The organism is Flavobacterium sp. NPDC079362, assembly GCF_050267765.1.
In the GTDB taxonomy this organism is placed as follows: Bacteria; Bacteroidota; Bacteroidia; order Flavobacteriales; family Flavobacteriaceae; genus Flavobacterium; species Flavobacterium azizsancarii.
The window spans coordinates 34,931-52,755 of the sequence record NZ_JBNNFM010000033.1 but is presented as its reverse complement, the minus strand read 5'-3'; the positions used below and the strand labels follow the sequence as shown (position 1 = coordinate 52,755).

Sequence of the window (17,825 nt, the reverse complement as noted above, 5' to 3'; positions counted from 1 at the left end):
TTCTCTACTTCATATTTAGATGATTTATAAATTCGGGTTACAAAATATTTATCATCAGTAGAGAGATCAACCATTGTTTTTCTATTCTTCATTCCACGATCAAAAACGGCAATATCTTTTTTGTTGGCTATGTGCTCTTCTAGAATATTGCCCAAAGCCAAATCTTCACTAATCATTTTTTGATCCTTGTGAAACTTTACATTAAAGGGCAATTCATTAAAACCAATTGTAAATTTTATACTATTTTTGCCCTGTTCTCCTTTTTTGTTTTTCTGCCCATTTCGCATCCCGAAACTTAACAAAGAAGCAGATAAGCTTGTAATTGTGGAATCATACAAACTTAATTTGATCTTATCTTTATCATTGAGTTTATCCTGAAAAACAGTAACGGTGTGCTGATAAAGTTTTTCGAAATACTCAACGTTTATTTTTCCTATTCTCTCTGCAATACTGCTGTGACTTACACTTTTATCTTTGGGAATTTGAGCATATTTACAAAAAAAATGATTCTCATAAAAATTCTCAAATACTCTAGAGCTGGCTCTATTTTCATTTAAGACTCCAAAAACACAAAGTTTAAATAATTCCTTGCCTTTTAGTTTTTTAGCATTCCAGTCAACCATAGTTTGCTGAGCAAAAAAATCAAGTTGATCTTCTGAAATATAATTTAATATTTCTTTTACTTCTGTTCTGATTTGCATTTTCTGATAGATTTATAAATACAGAAAATAAAAATAATAGTTTTTTACAAAAGTTCCTTACACTCTTGGTTTCGAACTTTGACAAAGGTCCTTAGCTCAAAAAATTCGCAAAGTATTTTACCTCTTGAGAATCTCTGTGTAATTCTTTGTGTGTTTTGTGAATTTTTTTTTGTGTGTGTGTGTGTGTGTGGTGAAATCCCAAATTTAATCTAACTCATCGAGAAGCTTCTCAACATCGTCATAGTTTTCATAATCCTGCGAAATGGTTTCCAGGATTTCTCTACATTCTTTGTACTTCTTTTGTTTCAATTTAGACAAGGCAAGACTCCATGTTGCTTTTTCTTTATAAACAGATGTTCCTGATCTTAACTCATTAAAAACAGCTTCGGCTTTTGGATATTTACTTTCTTCTAATAAAGAAATCCCATAAAAATATTGAATTTCGGGTGTTTTATTTTCTTTTAAAATTGCTTCAAAATGCGGAATTGCTGTTGCGTATTTCCCATCATTAAATGCCGCCTGAGCTTCTTTTAAGTTTTCATTTGTATCGCCTCTTTCTACAAATGCGGCCGTTTCAGGATTATCATAATCAGCAAAAGTTGGGTTGTTATAATCAAAAAAGAACAATCCAAATAAAATAATTACAGATGCCGCCGCTGCATAATACCAAGGACGCATTAAAACAACTTTTGGTTTACTATTATTAAAATGTTTTTCTGAAATTGTTGTTAGATTCGTTTTAAACGCTTCTCTTTCTTCGTCGTGTTCAAATTTAGTTGTAAGTCGGAGCTGCACTTCTTTAAACGTTTCAAATTCTGAGGACAATTCATGATCTTCAGACAATTGTTTTTCAAAATTATTTTTTTCCTCCTCAGTCATTTCTCCCTGAAGATATTGATCGAATAATATATAGCGTTCTTCGTTCATGGCTAATTATTTTTTAGCGATTTAATTTTTTTGGCTTCGTGAATCCATTGCATTAATTGCCCCACACATAACAGTTCTTTTTTTCGGGCACTATCATAAGTACCACTAGCCTTTTTAACCACTTCTTCAGTCTTTTTAGTGGTAAAATTCAGCCTCAATAACTCCTGACACTTATCTCCTAATTTCTGGAACATAGTGTCAAAAAGCTGCTGATTTTCATCAAATTCTTCTGTGTTTGTAATCAGTTGAAGTGCAGATTCATTCATAGATAAAATATCTTCATTGATTGCGACTTCTTTGTTCGATGTTTTTTTGAGCTCGTTCAACCATTTTCTTTTACACAATAAAAAAAAGTAGGCATCAAACGGGCAAGTCAGTTGCAGTGCATTTGCTTTGGCCTGATTAAAAAGTAAAATCATGATTTCCTGAACCACCTCCTGCGCATGTTCTTTATCTCCTGAATTATTCATAATGAACATTACCACTTTTGGAACGTACTTTTTGTAAATTGTCTGAATGATTGCTGAGTCATTTGCAGCAAGTCCTTCAATGTACATTTGATCAGGATGAATCTTATTTTGGCCCATAAAAAAACTTTTTGTAGCTAATTTAGAAAACAATTGTAAATAAACTTCACATTCATAGGTAACAATTAACATATCAAGCCAATATAATGCAACAGAAGTCTTTTAGCATTCAAAAATATGATTTAGGTTATCATAAAAAATAGCCACAGATGAAACGAATTAAAACAGATCGTTACCAATTTTGTCATTCATAGAATTTGCAATTCGTTCTCATTTATATATTATAATTCAACTTTTCTCTAATAAAAATCGACGAATTATATCTTTTACAGGAATTAGTTTATTGACTGTAATTGGTTTATTTTTGGTTTTCAATCACTATCGAAAATGGAAAATCTTCACGAAATTCTCAAGAAAGAGAAATACAGGAAAATAAAATTCAAAGTTACCAAAACACAACATCTTCTGATAAAAGCCAAAATCAACGGCGTTTCTGGTAATTTTATTTTAGATACAGGAGCATCTAATTCCTGTGTAGGATTTGAAAGCATCGAACGTTTTGAATTAAACGCAAAAAAATCAAAAACCAAAGCTTCCGGAGCCGGAGGAACTGGTATGAAAACACAAATTTCGACACACAATAATCTACAACTTGGCAGTTGGAAAAACATTGATTTTGGTTTGGTTATTTTTGATCTTTCACATGTAAATGAAGCTTTACAAGCTTACAAGGCAAAACCTGTTCACGGTATTATTGGGGCAGATGTTTTACTTGAAGGGAAAGCAATTATAGATTATTACAATCATTATTTGTACCTGAAATAATACTTATAAATTCCAAATTTTAAAATTCCAAATTCCAAATCTTAAAGTGGTTTCTGGTTCAATAAAAAATCCCAAATTTCAATTAAGAAATTTGGGATTTTTATTTTTACCAATTCCAACATTGGAATTTGGAATTTTAATATTAAGATTTAAAATTTTAGTGCGTATGTTTAGGATTAAAACCATCTTCACTAACTTCTGTTGGCGTATAATCAGCAAACATTTCAGCTTCGTAATCGATTTTTTCTCCTTTAGATAATCTGGCAATTATTTTTTCCATAATAAGATAAATAACGGGAACCACAACTAAGGTTAGGAATAAAGATGAAATCAATCCACCTATAATTACCCAAGCCAAACCATTTTTCCATTCAGCTCCTGCACCAGATGCTAAAGCAATTGGGAACATACCAAATACCATCGCAATTGTAGTCATCAAAATTGGACGTAAACGAGCGTGATTCGCCTGGATTAGTGCATTTCTAATGCTCTCCCCCGCTGCTCTTCGCTGATTGGTATAATCGACAAGCATGATCGCGTTCTTACACACCAGACCAATCAACATAATAATACCCAAAATGGTAAAGATGTTCAGTGTGTTATTAGTTAAAGCCAGGGCTAATAAAGCTCCAATAAATGAAAGCGGAATAGCAAATAATACTACAAACGGGTGAACGAAACTGTCATAAAGACCTACCATTACCAGGTAAACTAATATAATAGCAGCTAATAAAGCGATTCCTAAAGTACCAAAACCTTCACTTTGGTTTTCCTGATCTCCACCCCAGATATAGTTTACTCCTACTGGTTTTTTAAGTTTATCTAATCTCGCTTGCCATTGTGTTACAATTGTTCCTGAAGGAACCCCAACGTTTTGTCCTTGAACAGTTACAGAAGCAGATTTATCTCTACGCTCTAATTGGCTAGGACCAGAACCTTCAGTAATTGAAGCAAATTGAGACAATTTAATTTGTTGCCCCGCATTATTAATAAATATTAAATTACTAACATCGGTAATGTTTTTTCTATCAAAAGCATTATACTTGATATTGATATCGTATTCGTATTCGCCAGCTCTGAACTTTCCATCCGTATTTCCACTAAAAGCAGTTTGCATGGTCATACCCACTGTTTGAAGTGTTAATCCTAATGCAGCCATTTTATCACGGTCTACTTGTACGTTAACTTCAGGATTTCCATCTTCAACAGTCAATTTAATCTCTGTTGTTCCAGGTATTTTGCGTAATTCAGCTTCTGCTAATTTGGCAAATTTCATAGCGCTTTCTACAGATGGACCAGTTACAACTAATCCCAAAGTAGCATTTTCAGCTGTTCCTAAAATACCAACCGGAACCGTTTTTACTTTGGCTCCAACCAATACTTTTTCTAATTTACGTTTTATTTTCGCAGCATAAACCGAAGCATCATCTGTTCGTTCTGATTGATCAATCATTTTTACGTTAATCTCTGCCTTATAAGCTGTCGCTTGTGCCGCACCCATTCCTTCTGAAGTTTGTCCTACAGTTGTAATTTGGCTAAACACATATTTTTCACCTTTCAAATACGCTTCTGCTTTTTGTGTCATAAAGTTGGTTTGTTCCAACGAGGCGTCTTTCGGCATCTCTATTTGAACTAAAAACTCCCCACTATCTGATTTGGCAAAAAATTCTCCTCCAATAAATCCTCCTCCAAACAACGGAATTATAGTACCGAAAAACAATAGTAAAACAATTATAATAGTTTTGAAGTAATGATCTAAACACCAGTTTAACAATGTAGTAACCCAATCAGTAAAACGAGTTAATAATTTTTCGAAACCAAGAATTACTCTCCCAAATGCATTCTTTCCTTCAATGTGTTCTAATTTTCCAAAACGAGAAGACAACCAGGGAATAATTGTAAACGATGCTAAAAGTGAGAATAAAGTAGAAATAATTACCGTTACACAAAACTGTGTGATAATGTTCGAAACCAAACCAGAACTCATTGCAATAGGCAAGAACACTACGACAATTACCAAAGTAATCGAAGTTACTGTTCCACCAATTTCGGCTGTACCGTCATAAGAGGCACGAATTCGGCTTTTACCCATTTCCATGTGTCTGTAAATATTCTCCAATACTACAATGGCATCATCGACCAGAATACCAACCACAAGAGATAATCCTAATAAACTCATTAAGTTTAAGGTATATCCTAAAAGATAAATCCCAATAAATGTAGCAATTAACGAAGCAGGAATCGAAACCATTACAATCAATGAGTTACGAATACTATGAAGGAAAAACAACATTACAAAAGCAACTAAAACTACCGCAATCAATAAATCGTGAATTACAGAATCTGCAGCTTCTAAGGTATAAACGGTACTATCCTTGGCTATTTCTAACTTTAAATCATTAGTTTTATAATCTTTTTCCAGATTTTTAATACTTTGAATCAACTGCTCACTTACAGCAACCGCATTAGCGTCAGATTGTTTAATTACTTGTAAAATAATCGCACTTTTTTGATTTACTCTCGAAATTTTTTCAGCAATTTTTTGATCATCTTGTACATCTGCAATATCTCGTAAACGGATTTGAATTCCGCCTTTAGATGAAACTACTAAGTTTCTTAATTCTTCAACATTTTTATATTTACCCGCTAAACGAATTAATATTTTCTGATCACGAGTCTGAATATTTCCCGTTGGGAAATCTAAGTTCGAAGTCAAAATATTTTGTTGTACTTCTGGAATAGAAAGCCCGTAACCCTGCATTTTTAATGCATCCAGGTTTACTTGAATTTCACGTTCCTGACCACCAATAATATCTACTTGTGCCACACCGGGAACACGAGATAAAACGGGAGCAATCTTTTTATCAATTAAGTCATAAAAAGCAGCCTCATCCATTTTTCCATTGGCTCCAATAGTCATAATTGGCAAATCACTCAAAGAAAATTTACTTAGCGATGGCGTTTTGGCATCGTCCGGTAAATCACTAATAATGGCATTAATTTTTCGCTGAGCATCATTCATCGAGACATCAACATTAGCTGTTGAAGTCAAAGAGATAGATACAACAGACAAACTTTCATAGGATTTGGAATCAATTTTCTTAATGTTTTCCAATGATGCAATCGCATCTTCCATTTTTTTGGTAATTGTATTTTCTACCTCACTTGGAGAAGCTCCGGGATAAACAGTAGAAATCGTAATAACGTTTTGTTCAAATTTCGGGATCAGCTCATAGCCTAACTGGCTGTAGCTAAACAATCCACCAAGTGTTAGAATTGTAAACAATACAATTACTAACGACGGACGTTTTATGGATATTTCGGCTAATTTCATATTTTTTGCTTTAGGCTGTAGGCTTTAGGCAATAAGCTTAATGCTTATGGCGTATAGCTTAATGCTTTAAATTATTTAATAATTTCTACTGTATTACCGTCTTGTAAATTAATTTGACCAGTAGTAACTACAGTTTCTCCGTCAGATAATCCATTGATAACTTCAACTCTATCTCCTAAAATTCTTCCGGCAGTTACTTTTCTTAATTTTGCAATACCTTTTTCAACTACAAAAATTTCGTTGCTGCTCACACTTCCTACAAAAGCATTACGTGGTACAACCATCATCTGCTGTTTTTGTTGTTTAGAACCAAAGTTTGCCGTTCCGTACATACCCGCTTTAAGGTCGTTATTGATGTTATTTGTAATTTCAATTTCAACCGGGAAGTTTAAAGATTCATCCGCTTTTGCAGCAATAAAAGTAATTTTTCCAGAGAAAGTTTTATCAGGATAAACACTTGCAGTTACATTAACATGGTCTCCTACTTTTAAACTTGCTACCTGATTTTCGTTTACTGTAACTACTAATTTTAATTTAGAAACATTTACGATATCAAACAATGCAGTTGCAGGCGTTGCTGCTAAAATAGATCCCGGCTCAATGTATTTTTTATTGATAAATCCGTTTATTGGCGCTTTTACTTTAGTATCGCCAACATTAATATTTGCTTGTTTTAGGTTAGACTCAGCATTTGTTAATGCTAATTTTGCCTGATCTAATTGTTGCTTAGTCACACCACCGGTTTTAAAAGCATTTTCGTAACGGCTGTAATCTGATTTTGCATTTTGATATACTGCTTGTGCTTGTTGTGCACTTACATTAATCACATCACCTCTCACTGTTAATAAAGTCTGACCTACTCTTACATAATCACCTTCTTTTGCCAAAACACTAATTACTTTTCCTGATTTTTCAGCAGAGAAAGTCAATTGTTGAATTGGTTCAAAATTTCCGTTTGCAACGAAATCCAGCGAAACTTCTTCTGTTTTTACAGAAGCTACTTTTACTGATACTGCAGCATTTTTCTCTGCTACGATATCTGTTTTTTCTTTATTCTCTTTCTTATTCTTATTTAAGACATATCCAATCACACCCAGCGCTGCAATTATGATTACGATTGTTATAATAGTTTTCTTCATTTTTTTTAGTTATTTAATAAGAGTTTTAAGTTCGCCTTTTGATTTGATTAATGCTACTTCGGCAATTTTGTAATTTAAGACTGCTCTGGTAAAGTTATTTTGAGCTTCAAGTGATGCATTTTCAGCATCCAGTAAATCTGTTAATGATGCTAATCCCTGAAGATAATTGTTTTTTGTGTCGCTTAGGATTTCTGTAGCTAAGCGCATGTTTTCTTTTTGATTATTAATAGTGATAAGATTATTATCTATATCAGCCATTGCATTTCTATAATCTAAATCAAGAGAAAGTTTAGTGTCTTTCATGTCTTCCTGAAGGGATCTGATTTCTACATCAGCTTGTCTTACTTTTGCACGAGTTCCGAATCCTGTAAAAATTGGTACGTGTAGATTTAATCCAATTGCTGAGTAATCTGACCAATATACTCCATCTGAAGGTTTTGCAAACCAAGGCATTTGTGGACCCTGACCAATAAAATTGTAACCAGCAGTCAATGAAAGTGTTGGATAATATCCTGCTTCAACTGCTTTTTTATTGTATACTAAAAGCTCTTCCTGTTTTTTCAATAACAAATATTCTGTTCTGTTTTCTGTATTAGGAACTTCTGTCAAGGCAGCAGGCACAACTTCAAATTCTTCTTTAGGAATCTCAATTACAGTTTCAATAGGCATTCCCATATAAAACTTCAAAGCATTTTCCTGTAATGTAATTTGATTTTTAATTTGCTGACGTTCTGTATCAATGTTTGACATTTTTACAACAATACGGTCTAAATCAATTTTTTTAGCCAGACCATTATCAAATTGTCCCTTTACGATGTCACGAACTTTAGTAGTATTTACATAATTACTATCTAATAAAACTAATCTTTCGCGCTGCACATAAACTGAATAATAGTTATTTGCAACTCTCTCAATTACTTGCTCTTCTGTCAACTGATCGTTTATTTGATAAAATTCACGAGTAGATCTCGCTGCTCTTAATCCTGTAAACACAGATTGATCAAATATAGTCTGCGTTAATGAAACTCCTGCGTTTGAAGTCCATTTTTGACCAAATGCCGCCTGAATCGTAGTTCCCGGCTGACCAAATCCTGCTCCATCAATAACTGTTGTCTGAATGATTGGGTTGTGAGTTAAGTTTCCGTTTGCAGAAATTTGTGGTAATGCTCTGGAACGTACTTCCTGAATTTTGTACTCACTATTTTCAACCTGTAATCTTGCCTTTTTTGCATCGGCTTTGTTTTCAAGCGCGTATATAAGAGCATCTTTCAGGGTTAGTCTTTTGACTTGTGCGTTGGCAGACAAGCCAATTGAACACAAAAATATAAGAATTATTCGTTTCATAGATTAATGATTAAATGGTAATTTTTTAAGTTGTTTTTCTAATTCCAGTATTCCTTTTTCAGTTGCCATAGCTCTGGTGTGGTATTCCAACGCTTCTAATTCTATTTTTTGCGCTTCTCTTTCTGAGACTGTAGTTGCATTTATATGAAAAATCAATGTATAATAGAATTTCACATATAAATCTATATTCAAATCCGGTCTGTACAAACCTTCGGTGATCCCTTTTAGGATATTATCTTTAAAATAATGGTTACACTGATCTATTTCATGTGTCATTAAATTTTGATAAATTTCAGGATAATGCTTTTTGAGCTGATAAAGAGGTGAAGTATCTGCTGCATTTTTAAACATATCGCGAAACATTTCTCTAATTTCAAAATTCTCATGAATTGCATTATAGTTTTTAGCAACCACAGAATCAATAACTTCATGTACTTGCTTATGAACTGTCGAGGTACTTTCTTCGATCAAAACTTCTTTATTACAGAAGTATTTATAAATCGTTTTTTTAGAAATACACATTTCGCCTGCGATATCATCCATCGTAACACTCTTAAAACCAAGTTTTAAAAATAATTCACTTGCTTTTGATATAATTTTCTCTTTCATTTTAACTTTCAAATTATATTGCAAATATACTCAGGAAACTAAAATCAGAAAAATAGTTTCCATGATATTTGTAATAATTTTACATTAATTTACTCATTATAATTAGATTATATACTGAATTCTAAATTGGCAATCAGCTTAATATCTTTTCCTAATGCCAAACCTCCGTTATGATTGAACGAATTATAATCTAATCCAAAATCCTGACGTTTAATATCGCCTTTGATCTCAAAAGCAACTTTTCTCTCGCCATTGTAGTTATTAACGCCAATAAATTCAGCATCAAGTTCTACTACCCGAGTCACATCTTTTATCGTTAAATCTCCTTTGAAGAAATTGATATTGTTATTTACTTTTTGAAAAGAAGTCGATTTAAAACTAATAATCGGATGTTCATTTACATCAAAAAAGTCCTGAAGCTGTAAATATGTGTCGATTTGTTGAAAACTATCTTTTTTATTATTGATGTCTAATGAGAACTCAACCGAAGCATCTTCAATTTCATTGTTTTCAATATTCACATAACCATCAAATTTATTGGTAGTTCCTCCCATATAGGCAATTATCGAATGTCTCATTTTAATTAAAACATCTGATTGGCTAGAATCTAAGGTCCATGTTGTTTTCATAAATATTTGATTTTACTGAGTTAATAAATTACCCAAAACCTATTACGGAAACTCTCACAGTGTTTCAAGTTTCCAATTAAAGGTGCAAATATAGAAAGGAAACTCTAAACACCAAGAAAGTTTCCAAGTTTTTTTTAAATAATTTTAAGAACCTGATAATTAATAGATTTTAAGCGGATTTTAAGGAGAAACCCGCATTTAAAATTTTAAGAAAGAAATAATTCATAATGAATCGTATCTTTGAGCCTCGCAATTCAGATTATATTTTATGCACGATATCAGCCAATACCAGGATTTTTTTATTAATTATTTAGAAACCCAAAGCATCAGCAAAGAGCCTAAAAACCTCTACGACCCTATTAAATACATTTTAAGTCTTGGCGGAAAACGCATGCGTCCGGTACTTACTTTAATGGCTTCAGAAGTTTTTGATACTGATTATAAAGTAGCACTTCCTGCCGCAATGGCTGTGGAAGTTTTTCATAATTTCTCATTGGTTCACGATGATATTATGGATGATGCGCCTTTGCGAAGAGGACAGGAAACTGTGCATGAAAAATGGGATCTCAATACTGGGATTCTTTCCGGAGATGCGATGCTGATTCTGGCTTATCAGTATTTTGAACAATACGAACCAACCGTTTTTAGGGATTTAGCAAAATTGTTCAGCAAAACCGCACTTGAAGTTTGCGAAGGACAACAATGGGATGTTGATTTCGAAAAAAGAAACGACGTTACGATTCCTGAATATCTTAAAATGATCGAATATAAAACAGCCGTATTAGTTGCCGCAGCCATGAAAATGGGTGCAATTGTAGCGAAAACTACTGAAAAAGAAGCTGATTTTATTTATGATTTCGGATTAAACTTAGGATTGGCTTTCCAGCTTCAGGATGATTATCTGGATGCTTTTGGAGATCCGGAAACCTTCGGAAAACAAGTTGGCGGTGATATTATGGTCAATAAAAAAACTTATTTATACCTAAAAGCACGCGAATTTTCATCAGCTGAAAAAGCTTTAGAATTAGAAAAATTATTCAGTTTACAATTAGAAGACAATACCGCTAAAATAGAAACGGCAAAAGCAATTTTTAATGAATCAGGAGCTTCAAAAGCTACTCAGGATGCTATAGAAATGTATACTTTTAAAGCTTTTGAAACCTTAGAAAAAATGGATATTAATTCAGAAAAGAAAGATATTTTAAGGACTTTTGGTGAGAACTTGATGGGAAGAAAGGTTTAGTTTTCAAAAGGGTTTCGACTCCGCTCAGCCAGACATCACCAGTGTCATCCTGAGCGAAGTCGAAGGCTTATAAAAAAATAAACCCGACAGGTTTTTAAAACCTGTTAGGTTTGACACAGAACTTAAATACAACTAAAATTTAAGCCACAGATTAAAAGATTTTCACAGATTAAATCCTTGAAATCCTTTAATCTGTGGCTGTTTTTTTGCGCATAGTAAACCTATTAGGTTTGGCACAGAACTTAAATACAAATAAAATCTAAACCACAGATTAAAAGATTTCCACTGATTTAATCCTTGAAATCCTTTAATCTGTGGCTGTTTTTTTTGCGCATAGTACACCTAACAGGTTTTAAAAACCTGTTAGGTGTGTCATTTTCGACACTCAAAAAAGGGCTTCGACTCCGCTCAGCCAGACATCACTAGTGTCATCCTGAACGGAGTCGAAGGCTAATTAAAACAAATCATCAGGATCAACTAAATCTGATAATTTTTGTTTTAGATTATCTTCTAAAATCGTTAATCCGTATTGATAAGAAGCGTTCATCCAGCCAAAACCTTCTTCGGTGATATAATCAAACTCAGTTCCTACGTTTCCGTATTCTGCCAGAATTTTGTGTGAACTTATCGATAGATCAAACTTCTCCGGAATGGTTCCGTTATAATCAACCGCATTTCTGGTAATCAGCCAAAGCCAGCGATAGACCATTTCCTGTGCTTCTTCATTAAAATTATAATTGAGTAAACCTTCCCATAAAAGCATTTGATGCGGTGCCCAGCCAAACGGATAATCCCATTGTCTGATTGGTGCATTTTCGTCAACATCAGCAATTGATTCTTTGGTACAGCCTGCAATTCCTCCTTTCATTTTAAATCTTGGCAGTGTTTTTTTGACCAGAATTTCTGCTTGTTCCTGCGTACTTATTTTTGCCCAAAGCGGATAAAATGTTGGAGCTGCCTCAAATAAATGCTGTTTTTCGTTTACAAAATCGTAGTCGAGATAACAGCCGGATTCCTCATTCCAACACAGTTTGTTGATTTTTTCTTTTCTCGAAGCCGCTTTCGAAAGCCAATATTCACTGGAGAAAGATTTATCCTCAAAATATTGAAATTCATTTTTAAAGTATTTTTCAATCAGAAACGCAATATCAGTTTCATATTTATAAAGCAAACTATTGATGGCAACAGTATTTAAATTGGCACAAATACCTACTAATCGATTCGTAGTGTCGTGACCACTTTCGCGCATGCTGCGATCGTGTATAAAGTACTTATCAAGCTCCTCATCAACCACTTCTCTTTCGAGATATTTCTTTTCAAATTCGCGAGTAGACAAATTATACTTTGGTGCATATTGCTCCAGAATATCATCAAAATGCCCTTCTTCAACCTCAAACGGAAGTCCAATTCCTTCAGCTTTATAACGATTTAATCCATTTGCTGTAAGACGTTTCCCTTCTTCCATCCAAACGGTGTGGTATTCTTTTATAGCCGTTTTTAAATGTCTTTCGATCCAGAAAATATCAGGATTCGACTTTTCTAAAACATCTCTAATTAGTGATGTATAAAGCGGTGGTTGTGTACGGGTCAAATAATAACTACGGTTCGCATTTAGTATTTTTCCGTAATGATCAATCTGGTATTTAAAATTTTCAGCAATACCTAAAGCAAGTTCTGTTTTATCATCTATCAAAAGTCCTTTGGCAATAAAATAACTGTCCCAACCGTACATTTCGTTGAATCTTCCGCCTGGAACTACAAACGGAACGCCTGAAATTTCATTGTTTTTAATTTGAAGTGCCAATGCCAAAATCCCCGGTTTTTTATTGAGAGATAAAACATATTCCGGCGAAATATTTTTAGGCATCTGCACCACTTTCAACTTTGGAGTTACGGCTTCTAATTTCTTGAAATAATCGAAAACTATTTCATCTCCAAAAGGCACGTATAAATAAGCCAATTCATTTTCGATCTTATTATCTTCCAGAATTTTCTTCACCCCATCGGCATCAATAGTTCGGGTCAAACCTTTCCAATACAGATTTTTTATTTTTCCTGAGATTCTTTTTACCGGATCTTCTGTAATTTGATCCAGTGCAATTTCAGCAAATTCTGTCTTGTTTTTTTTAGCCAAAGCCAATTCCTGCAATAAATTAGAAAGCTGATAAGTACCTTCAATCAGCGCCGAATTTCCGTTTTCATCATTCAGTAAAAACTTTTTTGGACCATTATCATCAATGGTTATTTTTTTATCGCCATCAGTATCTTCCTGAGCTAATAATTTTTCGATCGTTTGGGTTATATGTAATTTAAATTTCATCTTTTGCAGTTATTTTTTTGAGAATAAAAAAGGATATTAATAATAAAGACATTGGAATTAAAGTAAAGTAAAAGGCTTTTTCCGGCCCTTCATTTTTAAACAGCCAGCCTGTTATCCTGGAGCCTAATGTGCCACCAAGCGCAGAGAAAATTACAATTAATCCGGTCATTGAACTTTGTAGATTCTTTGGTAAAGCACTTAGTACAATCGAATTCAATAAAGGATAAATGGGCGCAATAAACAATCCGATTAATGGGAATGCAAAACCAATTAATGGGATATCTGAAAGTGTATTGATAGTCTTAACTTCTAACCCGACTGTTTTTGGAAGTACAAAAACGACAATCAGCATGGCAGAAAAGATACAGAAACTTAATACCCAGATCCAATTTATTTTTTTTGTCACAATTCCTGCAATCATTCTTCCGATAGCCAATGAAATAGCCAAAATACTGGCCATCATAATACTGATATTCTCCGGTAAATGAAGCACTTTTGTATTGAATGTTGGCAGCCAGGAAAGGATTCCCTGTTCGATCATGACAAACAAGAAGACACTAATAACAAAAATAACGGTAAGCAATTTTGCCATTAATCTGAACATTTGCATGAAATCATCTTTGAGATTTGCTCCTGCTGAAACCTCGGGTTCTTTGAATTTTACAAAAAATAAAAACAGAAATGACAGGAATGATAATGCTGCCAAGAACCAATATACGTTCAACCATGAATTAGGATCGTTTTCGTTATTAAAAGCCGGAAATAAAAAATAAGCCAATGCAATCCCCACCATAAAAAAACCTTCGATACTGCTCATTAAAGCATTGTGATCTTTCTTGGTTTCGGTCACGGTTCCTATCAGTGAATAAACAGAAACTTTGATTAAGGCAAATGAAACTCCAACGGTTGCAAAAAGAACCTTGGCATTGTCAAAAGAGTTTCCAAAATACATAGAAATACAAGCCAAAGTAACCAATGCCAAACCTATAAGCATCGATTTTCTATAGCCTATTCTTGGTAAAAAAGAGGCTATAAAAAAAGATACAATAGCAATAGGCATGTCTTTAAAAGCTTCCAGAATACTGGCCTGAACTTCATCTACCCCGTAATTTTTCTGCGATTTTAAAATCACAATGCCTACACTATTTAATAAAATAGCAAAGACAAAATAATTGAGATAAAGAGAGATTTTGATTCCTAGGTTTTTCATTTTTCCGGATTTGTTTTTAATGCATATTATGCACGCTGCTGTAAATGGATATTATGCAATGACTAAAATTTATTTAACACATAGAAACATAGATTATATAGTTTAAAAAAGAATGCAAAAAGAAATACATTTCTTTCACATAGTTCCGAAACCGCAGGATGAATTTTAAATAAATGAAATGCCTTTTTGAGTTTGTAAAATCTATGTTTCTATGTGTTTAAAAAATAATTACTTTGTGGTTATGGTGCGGAGACGCACTGCTGTGCGCCTCTACGTTACCGTATATATAAATTTAGAAATTAATTGCTACCGAAAATCTAAAAGCACGTCCTAAAATAGGTCTCGCCATAAACACATCGCTTGCTGCAGATGTTGTTTGTCTTGGATCTCCTTCTGTCAAACCAATTTCGTTGAATAAGTTCGAAGCATCTACTGCAAAACGAAGATTATTATAGGTATAATTTAATCCTGCTCCTACTTCTTTGTAAGCTGGCAAAACTTGTTTGTTATCCTGATTCGTAAATTTTTTATCATAATAAGAGAACTGAACATATGCGGTAAGATCTTTTGTAATATCTACTTCCGGTCTTAGGTTACAGAAAAACTTAGGGATTCTACGAGCTGTATTTCCGTTGAAATTAAAAGCAGAACCATCGGCATTTGTACCTGTAAAATTATCGTATTCCGGTTTTTGAACGGTAAATGTAAAGTTCAGTTTTACAATACTATATCTCGCATTAGTTTCTACTTCAAGACCAATATTATTTACATCAGCAAATTTATTTTCAGAACTTCCGTCAGATAAAATATCAGTAAAAGCTACGTTTTTCAATCCCATGTGAAATAAATTCGCGTTTACAGAGAAAAATGAACTGGCATATTTATATCCTAATTCGATTTGATTTACTTCAGTATTTTGAAGTTTGCTTAAATCAGCTGCATTATCATAAAAAGACTCTTCGATTGGCGATCTAAAACCGTGACTGTAACGGGCATATGAAGCCATTTTGTCATTGAATTTATAATTCGCCGCCGCAGTATACGACCATTCGCTCACATCATATCTCCAATATGTGTACGGATTTCCTTTTACTGTTGTCACCGCATCATCAGCCGTATTGTTGTCTAAAATTCCTAAATTCTCAGCAAAAAATCTAGCGTTGTCTCTATAACCTGAATATTTGTCTTTGTTGTATCTTAAACCAGCGTTGAAAATCAAATTATCTGTCACTTTAATTTCTGCATCAGCATAAATATCATTCAAAAGACCTTTGGTTTCCGCATCTCTTTCTAACCAAGTAATTCTTTCCACACCGTTCCAGGTATGATCTACTCCGGTCGTATTGTCTTTTACGTTTAATAATCTTGGATTGTCTGAAACTCCAACTAAATAAGAATTCCAATTCCAGTATTGGCTTGATTTCCAATTAGAATAATAATAACCGGCAGTTAATTTTACAGGATCTAAATCAAAATTGAAAGACAAATTATTCGCAAAATTGTTCATCTTTTTCTCGATATGCCAAAGATCAGCTCTCATGATCAAAGCGTTTGGATCCAGCTTTTGTCCGTTATCTACATAAGAATAAGTCAGATTACTTGCCGTTGTATTTTGAACACTTGTTGCATAAGCATCTTGTGTCCACGGACCTCCATTTGGAAAAATAGCATTATAATCCAAATCGATATTGGTGTTTTTGAAAGAATTTTTGAAAGTTACTTTCTCTGAAATTTTCTTTTTGAATTCCGCTCCAATTGAATTAATAACGGGATGAGAACCATTTTCTAAATCAGCACTAAAAGTTCCGCCACCATATTGAGGCACATTCAAACGGCTTAAATTTACTGAAGTCAACGTTCCATAATTTGGATTAAATCCAGGAATTCCTTCAATTTTACCGTTATTACTTTTTAGCGGAATTGGTAAATAAAAGGCATTTCTATCGTCCAGATGTTTAAAGTTAATTCTTAAATAATCGTCATCATCAAATTTATAAGTAATATTTCCTTTTATCTGACCTCCCTTATTTGCTGTAAAACCAGTATTTCTTACCCCATTATCAGCTCTGTAAAAACCTCCAACATTAAAGAATAATTTTTCCTGAATCAAAGCTCCTGACAAATTAAGATCAGTTCTGAACATTCCGTAATCTGAAGTAGTGAATTTTGCTCTTCCTTTAAATTCATTCTGACCTGTTTTAGAAATAAAATTGATAATTCCTCCAGGAGCATTATTGGCAAAAATAGATGCAGAACCTCCACGAACGGCTTCCATTTTACTTACCGTTTCGTCTAGTCTGTAAAAAGTATCGGCGTTAGCAAATTGCAAAGCCCCATCTTCAAAAACCGGCAATCCGTCTTCCTGAATTTGTACATATTCATAAGCTCCCGCAGACGGAATTCCTCTTGCAAAAAGATTATTTCCTATTTCTCCTCCGGATGCTTCAACAACAAATCCCGGAATTGACTGCAATAAAGCTGCCGTGCTAGATGGCGCTCTGTCTTCGATTGCTTTTGCTCCCATTGTTGTAATTGCAACACTGGATTCCAGTTTAGATCTTGGCGTTGATGATCCTGTCACAACAACTTCTTTTAAGCTTTGTGATTCTCCTTCAAGAAGTAAATTTACCTCCAGAGATTCTCCTTCTTTTATTGCAATTTTTTTCTCGAAGGTTTTATATCCCACATTCGTCGCAATAATGGTATAAGTTCCGGCTGTAACATTCGAGAAAGAATATTCTCCGTTTTCATTTGTAACAGTACTTTTTCCTGTTTCCTTAATCGATACATTTGCTCCGGGAACAGTTACTCCGCTATCGTCGAGCACTTTTCCTGAAACTATATTGGTATTTTGGGCAAACCCATTATTTGGTAAAAAAAATAGGCAAAACATTAAAAGTAATGTACCTAAATACTGGTGTAGCTTTTTCATTTTTTTGTTTGGTTAGTTTGTAATTATGGTTATCACTGTCAAACTTAATAACTAATTATAAGGAATATAGAAAATTAAAATCGAA

The 17,825-nt window shown here is 33.6% G+C and carries 13 protein-coding genes; 2 read left to right on the top strand and 11 right to left on the bottom strand.

What is annotated here, in order from left to right; translation table 11 throughout:
- The 3 genes from ACQKCJ_RS20575 to ACQKCJ_RS20565 form a co-directional block, all read right to left on the bottom strand.
- Positions 1–701, bottom strand: a 701-nt coding sequence (locus ACQKCJ_RS20575) for a hypothetical protein (RefSeq protein ID WP_427402845.1), incomplete at its 3' end; no start/stop codon positions are given.
- A gap of 204 nt (positions 702–905) precedes the next feature.
- The gene (locus ACQKCJ_RS20570) at positions 906–1,628 is read right to left on the bottom strand and encodes a CDC27 family protein (RefSeq protein WP_427402844.1); all 723 of its coding nucleotides are present in this window, start codon (positions 1,626–1,628) and stop codon (positions 906–908) included.
- Between the two features lie 2 nt (positions 1,629–1,630).
- Positions 1,631–2,215 carry an RNA polymerase sigma factor gene (locus ACQKCJ_RS20565; protein ID WP_427402843.1) on the bottom strand — a complete coding sequence of 195 codons (585 nt, stop codon included), beginning with the start codon at positions 2,213–2,215 and terminating at the stop codon, positions 1,631–1,633.
- Between the two features lie 327 nt (positions 2,216–2,542).
- On the opposite strand from ACQKCJ_RS20565, the gene ACQKCJ_RS20560 reads away from it, so the two are divergent.
- Positions 2,543–2,980 carry a retropepsin-like aspartic protease gene (locus ACQKCJ_RS20560; RefSeq protein ID WP_271337529.1) on the top strand — a complete coding sequence of 146 codons (438 nt, stop codon included), beginning with the start codon at positions 2,543–2,545 and terminating at the stop codon, positions 2,978–2,980.
- A 157-nt stretch (positions 2,981–3,137) separates the two neighbouring features.
- Here ACQKCJ_RS20560 and ACQKCJ_RS20555 read toward each other — a convergent pair whose 3' ends face one another.
- The 5 genes from ACQKCJ_RS20555 to ACQKCJ_RS20535 all read right to left on the bottom strand — a co-directional run bounded on the left by ACQKCJ_RS20555 (position 3,138) and on the right by ACQKCJ_RS20535 (position 10,035).
- Positions 3,138–6,314, bottom strand: coding sequence for an efflux RND transporter permease subunit (locus tag ACQKCJ_RS20555; protein WP_271337528.1), 3,177 nt, complete (start codon positions 6,312–6,314; stop codon positions 3,138–3,140).
- A gap of 71 nt (positions 6,315–6,385) precedes the next feature.
- Positions 6,386–7,453, bottom strand: a complete 1,068-nt coding sequence (locus ACQKCJ_RS20550) for an efflux RND transporter periplasmic adaptor subunit (protein WP_271337527.1) — start codon at positions 7,451–7,453, stop codon at positions 6,386–6,388.
- Positions 7,454–7,462: 9 nt separating this feature from the next.
- The gene (locus ACQKCJ_RS20545) at positions 7,463–8,797 is read right to left on the bottom strand and encodes a TolC family protein (RefSeq protein WP_427402842.1); all 1,335 of its coding nucleotides are present in this window, start codon (positions 8,795–8,797) and stop codon (positions 7,463–7,465) included.
- Positions 8,798–8,800: 3 nt separating this feature from the next.
- Positions 8,801–9,406: a TetR/AcrR family transcriptional regulator gene (locus ACQKCJ_RS20540; protein WP_271337525.1), complete on the bottom strand. Its 606-nt coding sequence runs from the start codon at positions 9,404–9,406 to the stop codon at positions 8,801–8,803.
- 107 nt (positions 9,407–9,513) lie between these two features.
- Complete coding sequence (locus ACQKCJ_RS20535) at positions 9,514–10,035, bottom strand: YceI family protein (RefSeq protein ID WP_271337524.1); 522 nt, start codon at positions 10,033–10,035, stop codon at positions 9,514–9,516.
- A gap of 268 nt (positions 10,036–10,303) precedes the next feature.
- Between ACQKCJ_RS20535 and ACQKCJ_RS20530 the strand changes: the two genes are divergently transcribed.
- Positions 10,304–11,278 carry a polyprenyl synthetase family protein gene (locus tag ACQKCJ_RS20530; RefSeq protein ID WP_271337523.1) on the top strand — a complete coding sequence of 325 codons (975 nt, stop codon included), beginning with the start codon at positions 10,304–10,306 and terminating at the stop codon, positions 11,276–11,278.
- Between the two features lie 454 nt (positions 11,279–11,732).
- Here ACQKCJ_RS20530 and ACQKCJ_RS20525 read toward each other — a convergent pair whose 3' ends face one another.
- The 3 genes from ACQKCJ_RS20525 to ACQKCJ_RS20515 all read right to left on the bottom strand — a co-directional run bounded on the left by ACQKCJ_RS20525 (position 11,733) and on the right by ACQKCJ_RS20515 (position 17,740).
- On the bottom strand, positions 11,733–13,598 hold the full coding sequence (locus ACQKCJ_RS20525; protein WP_427402841.1) for a trehalase family glycosidase: 1,866 nt from the start codon (positions 13,596–13,598) through the stop codon (positions 11,733–11,735).
- Positions 13,588–14,808: an MFS transporter gene (locus tag ACQKCJ_RS20520; RefSeq protein ID WP_271337521.1), complete on the bottom strand. Its 1,221-nt coding sequence runs from the start codon at positions 14,806–14,808 to the stop codon at positions 13,588–13,590. The genes ACQKCJ_RS20525 and ACQKCJ_RS20520 overlap by 11 nt, the downstream gene beginning before the upstream one ends.
- A 292-nt stretch (positions 14,809–15,100) precedes the next feature.
- Complete coding sequence (locus ACQKCJ_RS20515) at positions 15,101–17,740, bottom strand: TonB-dependent receptor (protein WP_427402840.1); 2,640 nt, start codon at positions 17,738–17,740, stop codon at positions 15,101–15,103.
- Positions 17,741–17,825: the final 85 nt, after the last annotated feature.